Source organism: Methylobacterium trifolii, from assembly GCF_022179685.1.
GTDB classification, from domain to species: Bacteria; Pseudomonadota; Alphaproteobacteria; order Rhizobiales; family Beijerinckiaceae; genus Methylobacterium; species Methylobacterium trifolii.
Genome location: NZ_BPRB01000319.1, coordinates 1 through 7,560 on the forward strand (window position 1 = coordinate 1; position 7,560 = coordinate 7,560).

General features: G+C 71.0%; 6 protein-coding genes. 4 read left to right on the forward strand and 2 right to left on the reverse strand.

The features are described from left to right. Positions 1 to 1,648 (forward strand): ABCB family ABC transporter ATP-binding protein/permease (locus tag COGEMETH_RS23260; protein WP_238185055.1); only part of this gene is annotated, 1,648 nt, incomplete at its 5' end. Positions 1,649 to 1,652: 4 nt separating this feature from the next. On the opposite strand, the gene COGEMETH_RS23265 is transcribed toward COGEMETH_RS23260, so the two are convergent. Then, positions 1,653 to 3,953: a GumC family protein gene (locus COGEMETH_RS23265; RefSeq protein WP_238185056.1), complete on the reverse strand. Its 2,301-nt coding sequence runs from the start codon at positions 3,951 to 3,953 to the stop codon at positions 1,653 to 1,655. A 179-nt stretch (positions 3,954 to 4,132) separates the two neighbouring features. Here COGEMETH_RS23265 and COGEMETH_RS23270 point away from each other — a divergent pair, with 179 nt between their 5' ends. Next, positions 4,133 to 4,711, forward strand: coding sequence for a polysaccharide biosynthesis/export family protein (locus COGEMETH_RS23270; RefSeq protein ID WP_238185057.1), 579 nt, complete (start codon positions 4,133 to 4,135; stop codon positions 4,709 to 4,711). 248 nt (positions 4,712 to 4,959) lie between these two features. On the opposite strand, the gene COGEMETH_RS23275 is transcribed toward COGEMETH_RS23270, so the two are convergent. Continuing rightward, on the reverse strand, positions 4,960 to 5,289 hold the full coding sequence (locus tag COGEMETH_RS23275) for a hypothetical protein (protein WP_238185058.1): 330 nt from the start codon (positions 5,287 to 5,289) through the stop codon (positions 4,960 to 4,962). Between the two features lie 299 nt (positions 5,290 to 5,588). Here COGEMETH_RS23275 and COGEMETH_RS23280 point away from each other — a divergent pair, with 299 nt between their 5' ends. Beyond that, positions 5,589 to 6,800 carry a glycosyltransferase family 4 protein gene (locus COGEMETH_RS23280; protein ID WP_238185059.1) on the forward strand — a complete coding sequence of 404 codons (1,212 nt, stop codon included), beginning with the start codon at positions 5,589 to 5,591 and terminating at the stop codon, positions 6,798 to 6,800. A gap of 132 nt (positions 6,801 to 6,932) precedes the next feature. After that, a partial coding sequence (locus COGEMETH_RS23285) for a Rossmann-fold NAD(P)-binding domain-containing protein (protein ID WP_507763004.1) occupies positions 6,933 to 7,560 on the forward strand: 628 nt, incomplete at its 3' end.

The following is a 7,560-nucleotide window of genomic DNA, read 5'->3' on the forward strand; positions in this document are numbered from 1 at the left end:
GCCCATGCTTCTGATCGGGCTCTACGGCCTCTCGCGCATCCTGATGGCGGGGCTGACGCAGGTGCGCGACGGGCTGTTCGCCAAGGTGGCGATGCACGCGGTGCGGCGGCTGGCGCTGAAGACCTTCGAGCACATGCACCAGTTGTCGCTGCGCTTCCACCTGGAGCGCAAGACCGGCGGCCTCACCCGCGTGCTGGAGCGCGGGCGCTCCGGCATCGAGGAACTCTCGCGCCTGATGGTGCTGACGCTGGTGCCGACCATCGTGGAGTTCGCGCTGGTGCTCGGCGTGCTCGCCTACGAGTTCGACTGGACCTACTCGGCCGTCGTCTTCGCCATGGTCGCGGCCTATCTCGGCTTTACCTACAAGGCGACCGAGTGGCGGATCGCGATCCGCCGCCGGATGAACGACTCGGACACCGACGCCAACACCAAGGCCGTCGACTCGCTTCTGAACTACGAGACCGTGAAGTATTTCGGCGCGGAAGACCGCGAGACCTCCCGCTACGACGGCTCGATGGCGAAGTACGAAAGGGCCTCGACGCAGACCTACGTGTCGCTGGCCGTGCTCAACGCCGGCCAGGCGGTGATCTTCACGCTTGGCATGACGGCGGTAATGTGGCTCGCCGCCCGCGACATCCTGGCCGGGCGCACCACCATCGGCGGCTTCGTGCTGGCCAACACCATGCTGGTGCAGCTCTCCATGCCCCTCAACTTCATGGGCATGATCTACCGGGAGATCAAACAGGCGCTGATCGACATCGACGACATGTTCCGCATCCTGCACCGCAACCCGGAGATCGCGGACAGGCCGGGTGCGCCTGCCCTCGCGGTCGGCCCGGCCGTATTGCGCTTCGAGGACGTGCACTTCGCCTACAACCCCGACCGCCCGATCCTGCGCGGCGTCTCCTTCGCGGTGCCCTCGGGCAAGACGGTGGCGATCGTCGGCCCATCGGGTGCCGGCAAGTCGACGCTCTCGCGCCTGCTGTTCCGGTTCTACGAGCCGCAAGGAGGCCGGATCACCATCGACGGGCAGGACATCGCCGCGGTGCGCCAGGACAGCCTGCGGGCGGCCATCGGCATGGTCCCGCAGGACACGGTGCTGTTCAACGACACCATCGGCTACAACATCCGCTACGGTCGCTGGGAGGCCACCGAGGCCGAGGTGCGCGAGGCCGCGCGCCTCGCCCAGATCGACCGCTTCGTCGCCGGCCTGCCGGAGGGCTACGACACGCCGGTGGGCGAGCGCGGCCTCAAGCTCTCGGGCGGGGAGAAGCAGCGGGTCGCCATCGCCCGCACCATCCTCAAGGCGCCGCCGATCCTCGTCCTGGACGAGGCGACCTCGGCGCTCGATTCCTTCACCGAGCGCGAGATCCAGGACGCCCTGGACCGGGTCAGCCGGGGCCGCACCACGCTGGTGATCGCCCACCGCCTCTCGACGGTGGTCAACGCCGACGAGATCCTGGTGCTCGACAAGGGCACGATCGTGGAACGCGGCGACCATGCTGGCCTGCTGGCGCAGCGCGGGGTCTACGCGGCGATGTGGAACCGGCAGCGCGAGGCGGACGCCGCCCGGCAGGCCCTGGAGCGCGCGGCCCAGGACCGGATCGTGCCGGCCCGCGTCGCGGCCGAGCCCGTCCCGGCGGAGTGAATCGTTACGCCGCCGAGAGGCGCAGCTGCATCGGCTCCGGCATCCGGCGCGGGGCTCGCATGGCCGCCGGCCGGTCCTGGGCCACCAGCACTTGGCCCGCGCCCGCATCCTCCGCCACGGCGAAGAGTTCGCCGAGGTCCGGGTCGTCGGCCCCGGCATTCGAAGCGATGACGACGCTGTCCATGCAGCCGGCCACGATCGCCAGGAGGTCGACGGTGCCGGCCGCGGGCCGCAGGCGGCAGACCACCCAGTCGTAGGCTTCGGCCATGGCGTCGAGGGTGATCGCCAGCGCCTGCGGCTCCTCGAACAGCACCTCCTCGTCACACAGGCCGGCCCCGATGCGGTGCAGGGCCGAGCCCTTTACCGCCTGGATCACGTCCAGGAAGGCGGCCTCACCCGCCACGAGGTCGCTGAAGCCCGGATCGTCGGAATCGGTGACGGCCCCGTTCAGGTCCACGCGCAGCGTCGTGCGGCGGGTGCAGAGCTTTGCGGTCAGGGCGTCGACGAGGCCGTCGTCGCCCTCGGCCGGATGGGTCTCGACCACGAGCACGGTGCGGCCCTGGCCGAGGCGCGGTGCCGCTTCCAGGCGGGCGATCAGCGGGTCGAGGTCGAAGGGCGCCGGCTCCGCGGCGCGGACGGGCGGGATCTCTGCGGCGGCCGGCACGGCCTCCGCGGGGGCAGACACGGGGGCGGGAATCGGGGCCGGGACAGGTTCATTCGCCACGATCCCGGCCGCGGGCGCCATCGGCTCGGCCTCGGCGGCTGCCGGCCAGCGGCTCGGCGGGGCGGCCTCGGGGAAGGCGAAGCGGTCGCGGTGCATCACCGGCGCGGGCGCCTCGTCCCGCAGGTCGGCCTCCACGTCGGCCTCGCGGCCCGTCCCGTCGGGATCGGCCAGAAGATGCCGCGCCAGGATCGCGCCCGCGGAGAACATCAGGGCGAGCAGGGTGGCGAAGGCGACGATCGGCAGCTTCTTGGGGAAGGAGGGGACCTCCGGTGTCACCGCCCGCGAGATGATGCGGGCGTCGGCCGGCGTCGCGCTCTCGGCATCGCGCGCGGCCGCCTCCCGGTAGCGGGAGAGGTAGGATTCGAGCTGCTCGCGCTGGACCTTGGCCTCGCGCTCCAGGGCGCGGAGCTGGATCTCGCTGGAATTGCCCTTCACGACCACGTCCTGCTGGCCGTCCACGGCGGCCTGGAGGCTCTCGACGCGGGCGGCGGCGATCTTGGAATCGTTGTCCAGCGTGCGCACCACCCGCTCGGCGGCGGCCTTGATCTGCTGGTCGAGGTCGTTGAGCTGGGCCGTCAGCTCCTTGATGCGCGGATGGCCCGGCAGCAGCGTGCGGGATTCGAGCGCGAGCTGGGCGCGCACCGTGATGCGGTTCTCAACCGTGCGCCGGATCAGCTCGTTGTTGGCCACATCCGGGATCTCGAAGGCGCGCCCGTCCTTGATCATCTCCTTGATCGCCTTGACCCGGCCGGTCAGGTCCGCGCGCATGATGCGGGCCTGGGAGAGCTGGGTGGAGAGTTCGCCGAGCTGCTGGGCGTTGAGGGGCTGGCCGGTCGCGCCGCTGCTGCCAACCAAGCCGTTGCGGGCGCGGAAGGCCTCGACCTTGGCCTCGGCCTCGGCCACCCGCTTGCGCAGGGATTCGATGTTGCCGCCGAGCCAGGTGGAGGCGTAGCGGGCGGTGTCGACCTTGGCCGCCTCGAGGGAGGTGATGTAGAGTTCGGCCACCGCGTTGGCGCCCTCGGCGGCCAGCGCCGCGTCCTTCGAGCGGAACTCCACCGAGAGGATGCGCGACTTGCCGGCGGGGTAGACCAGCAGCCGCTCGAAATAGGCGTCGAGCACCCGGTCCTCGGCCGGCCGGTCGAGGGGATTCTTGCCGATCCCGAGCATCATCAGCACGCGCTGGACCGGGCCGATCGATCCCGCGCCCGGATCGAATTCCGGGTTGCCCACGAGCTTGAGCCGGCGGATCGCCTCGCGGGCGAGGTCGCGCGACATCATCACCTGGACCTGGCTCGCCACCGCCTGTTCGTCGATCGGCGTGGCCTGGTCGGTGCGCTCCTGCGCGGTGCGGGCGAAGGCGGGGTCCCGGCTCTCCAGGATCAGCTTGGCCTCGCCGGTGTAGCGGGGCGAGACGACCTGCACGAAGGTGCCGGCGGCCAGAGCCACGGCCAGCGTCGGCACGGCGATCCAGACCCAGGACCGCCGCAGGAGGTGGGGCACCTGCGCGAGGCTGAGGCCATCGGATCGCCGGGCCTGGGGCCGGCCGGCGGTAACGGGTGCGCGCGGCGTGATGCGGGACATGGCACGATCTTTACGCGAAGGCGGATGTGGCAGCCCTGGGGCCGCAGCCTCGCCAATAGAGACCGTTAAGGTTGCTTGAGGGTTAAGGCCCGCGCAGGTTCCCTCGCCCTCTATCGAAACGTCAGGCTTCATTAACCCTAACGGCCTACACCACAGCCGTTCGGATACACACGACGGCGATGGTCATGAACCGGCGGGCACTCCTCTTCGCACTCTCCTCGACTCTGGCGCTCGGCGGTTGCCTGCGGCCGGACTTCAGGACGGCACAACTCGACGAGACCGGCACGGGCTCGATCGGCGCGCGCTACACCCTGTCTGCGGGCGACAAGCTGCGCGTCATCGTCTTCGGGCAGGACAACCTGTCCAACATCTACGCGGTCGACGGGGCCGGGCGGATCGCGATGCCGCTGATCGGCGTCGTCGGCGTCGGCGGCCAGACCACGGCCCAGGCCGCGCGCACCGTCGAGGCCAAGCTCGCCGCCGGCTTCGTGCGCGAGCCGCACGTGACGGTGGAGGTCGACGCCTACCGGCCGTTCTACATCCTGGGCGAGGTCACGACCTCCGGCCAGTACGCCTTCGTCAACGGCATGACGGTGGAGACCGCGGTGGCGATCGCGGCCGGCTTCGGCCCGCGGGCGGCGCGCGACTACGCCGTGCTGACCCGCGAGGGCAAGGGCGGCCTCGTCTCCGGCATCGTGCCGATGACCTACCCGGTGCGCCCCGGCGACACGATCGTCGTCAAGGAGCGGTTTTTTTGATGTTTGCCGCGAAGCGGGTTTGACCTCGTGAATCGGACATCCATTCGACCAGACAAGCGGCCCGAACATTCTTCCAAAAAATTCCCCTCATCCTGAAGTGCTGCGAAGCAGCTTCGAAGGATATTCCCAGATATCGCCGAGATCTCTGGAGGGCTCCGTCAAAGCTTCCACTATGTGGAAGCCCTGAAGGACGAGAGCGATTGTTGGATTTTATCGACCAGCACGATCCCTGGAATCCAAAAAAGACTTCACTGGATCTTTTCGTAGGCTGCGTCGAAGGCGGTGACCACGTCCGTGCACGAGGCCGCGTCGGGCGCCGACATCGCCTTGATGCCATCCGTCACACCTTCCGTGAACCGGGTCATGGCCGGGCTCGGCCCATCCGTCTTGATCCCCGACGAGACCAGCAGGGCGGAGGCCAGTTCCTGGACCTTCTCCTTCGGCACTTTGCAGAAGGTCGCCGAGCCGGTGAACTGGCCGAAGCCGAACGCCATCTCCTCCGGCGTCTCCGCGGTCACCGGGGCCGAGACGGTGAGGGCCACGCCCAGGATCAGGGCGGCGCGGGTGAAGCTCGTCATCGGACTCTCGCCTGTGAGGAAGACCATCGCCGGTGTCTCGCCGCTGCGAGGCGGCCCGGACGCGCGTCCGGCGTGTTTCCGACCGGAGGGACACCAAGCACGATCGCCGAGACCGGTCTACGGGCCGGGCGGCGCCGTTCCCAGAAATCGCGGGAGCCGCCCGCGTTAGCCGGGCGCTTACCCTCGCGCGGGAAATCCCGGCGCCGGAGGCCCTCCGGAGGCGGGATTAACCACCCGCCCACCCTTCCTGCGCCACATCGTCGGGACCGGTCCACGACCGGCGCCTGGAGAAGAACGCCGTGGTCCAGCCCGTCAGCCCATTCGAAGCCGGCAAGCCCTGCCGCATCCTGCACGTCTTCCGCGCGCCCGTGGGCGGCCTGTTCCGCCACGTGGTCGACCTCGCCCGGCTCCAGGCCGCGGCGGGACACGCGGTCGGCATCGTCTGCGATGCGAATACGGGCGGGGCGCGCGCCGAGCAGGCGCTGGCCGAACTCGGTCCCTGCCTCGGCCTGGGGGTGACGCGGATACCCATGCGCCGGAACCCGCACCTCTCCGACCTCTCGGTCCTGCGCCGGGTCGCCGCCCGCGCCGACGCGGTGGAGGCCGACGTGCTGCACGGCCACGGGGCCAAGGGCGGCGTCTACGCCCGTCTCGCCCCGGTGCGGGCCGCCGGGCGCCCGATGATCCGGGCCTATACCCCGCACGGGGGCAGCTACAACTACAAGCCGGGCACGCTGCTGCACCGGCTCTACATGAGCGCCGAGGGCGTCCTGGCGCGCCGCACCGACGTGTTCCTGTTCGAGAGCGAGTACGTGGCCGGCCGCCACCGCGCCTATGTCGGGGGCCGGGCGGGCCTGGCGCGCATCGTCCACAACGGCATCGGCGAGGCGGAGTTCGCGCCCCTGACCCCGGCGGCCGACCCCTTCGACCTCGTCTACGTCGGCGAGTTGCGCGAGGCCAAGGGCTTGCCGGTGCTGTTGGAGGCGCTGGCGCGCCTGCGGGCGGGCGGTCGGAGCGTGCGGCTGCTGATGGTGGGCTCGGGCCCCGACGAGGCCGTCCTCCAGGCCACAGCAGACGGCCTGGGACTGCAGGGCGCCGTGGCCTTCGAGCCGGCCCAGCCGATCCGCCCGGTGCTGGCCCGCGGCCGGATCATGGTGGTGCCGTCGTTTGCGGAATCCCTCCCCTACGTGGTGCTGGAGGCGGCCGCCGCCGCCCAGCCCCTGGTGGCGACGAACGTCGGCGGCATACCCGAGATCTTCGGCGCGGCCGCGGGCGACCTCGTCCCCGCCCGCGACGCCGTGGCGCTCCAGCACGCCATCGCCCGCGTCCTCGACGAGGCGCCGGAGATCCGGCGCGCCCGTTTCCAGGCGCTGAGCGACTCGGTGCGCCAGCGCTTCTCCATGGAGCGGATGGGTGCCGACGTGCTCTCGGGCTACGCGGCCGCCTTCCGGGCCCGGCTTGCGCACAAGCCCGCGCCGGGCGCCGGGGCGCCGGTGGCCGAGACGGCCTGATCCCGGCGGCGCCCCACGCGTCGCGTACCGGACGCGGCATGCGGGGCCTGCGGGGTTTTAAGGTTTCCGAGAGGCCCTTTTGCGAGACTTCGCCCGGCGGCGGACGAGGCCGCGACGACGGGGAAGCGTCCGATGAGTGCCTTCGATGTCCGCGACCTGCTGAAGGCGGCCGGACAGCCGGAAACGGCGACGGCCGGTGGCACCGGACATGCGGCGCCGCTCGCCGAGACCGCGCTGCCCCTTCCGGCCAAGGCGGTCTCGCCCGTGGTCATCGCCGGGCTGGTCCGCGCCCTCGAATTCGGCCTGATCTGCGCCCTCGGGCTTTCCCTGTTCGCTGCGATGCTGCGCGGCGTCGTGCCGTTCGGCCTGACCTATGCCGGGGCGGTCGGCGCCGTGGCGGCCATCGCCGTCACCCTGTTCCAGGCCGCCGGGACCTACCGGATCGCCGCCTTCCGCGCCTTCTTCAAGACCGCCGTCAAGCTCACGGCCGGCTGGGCCCTGACCTTCCTGGTCGTGGCCGCGATCCTGGTGCTGTCCAAGCTCGCCGACCACTATTCCCGGCTCTGGCTCGCGGCCTTCTTCGCCGGCGGCCTCGGCACGCTGCTGGTGGGGCGCTTCGCCCTGGCGCTGGTGATCGGGGCCCAGACCCGCCAGGGCCGTTTCGACCGGCGCACCGCGATCGTCGGCGGCGGCAAGATCGCCGAGGACCTGATCGCCGCCCTGGAGACCCAGTCGGACAGCGGCATCCGCATCGTCGGCG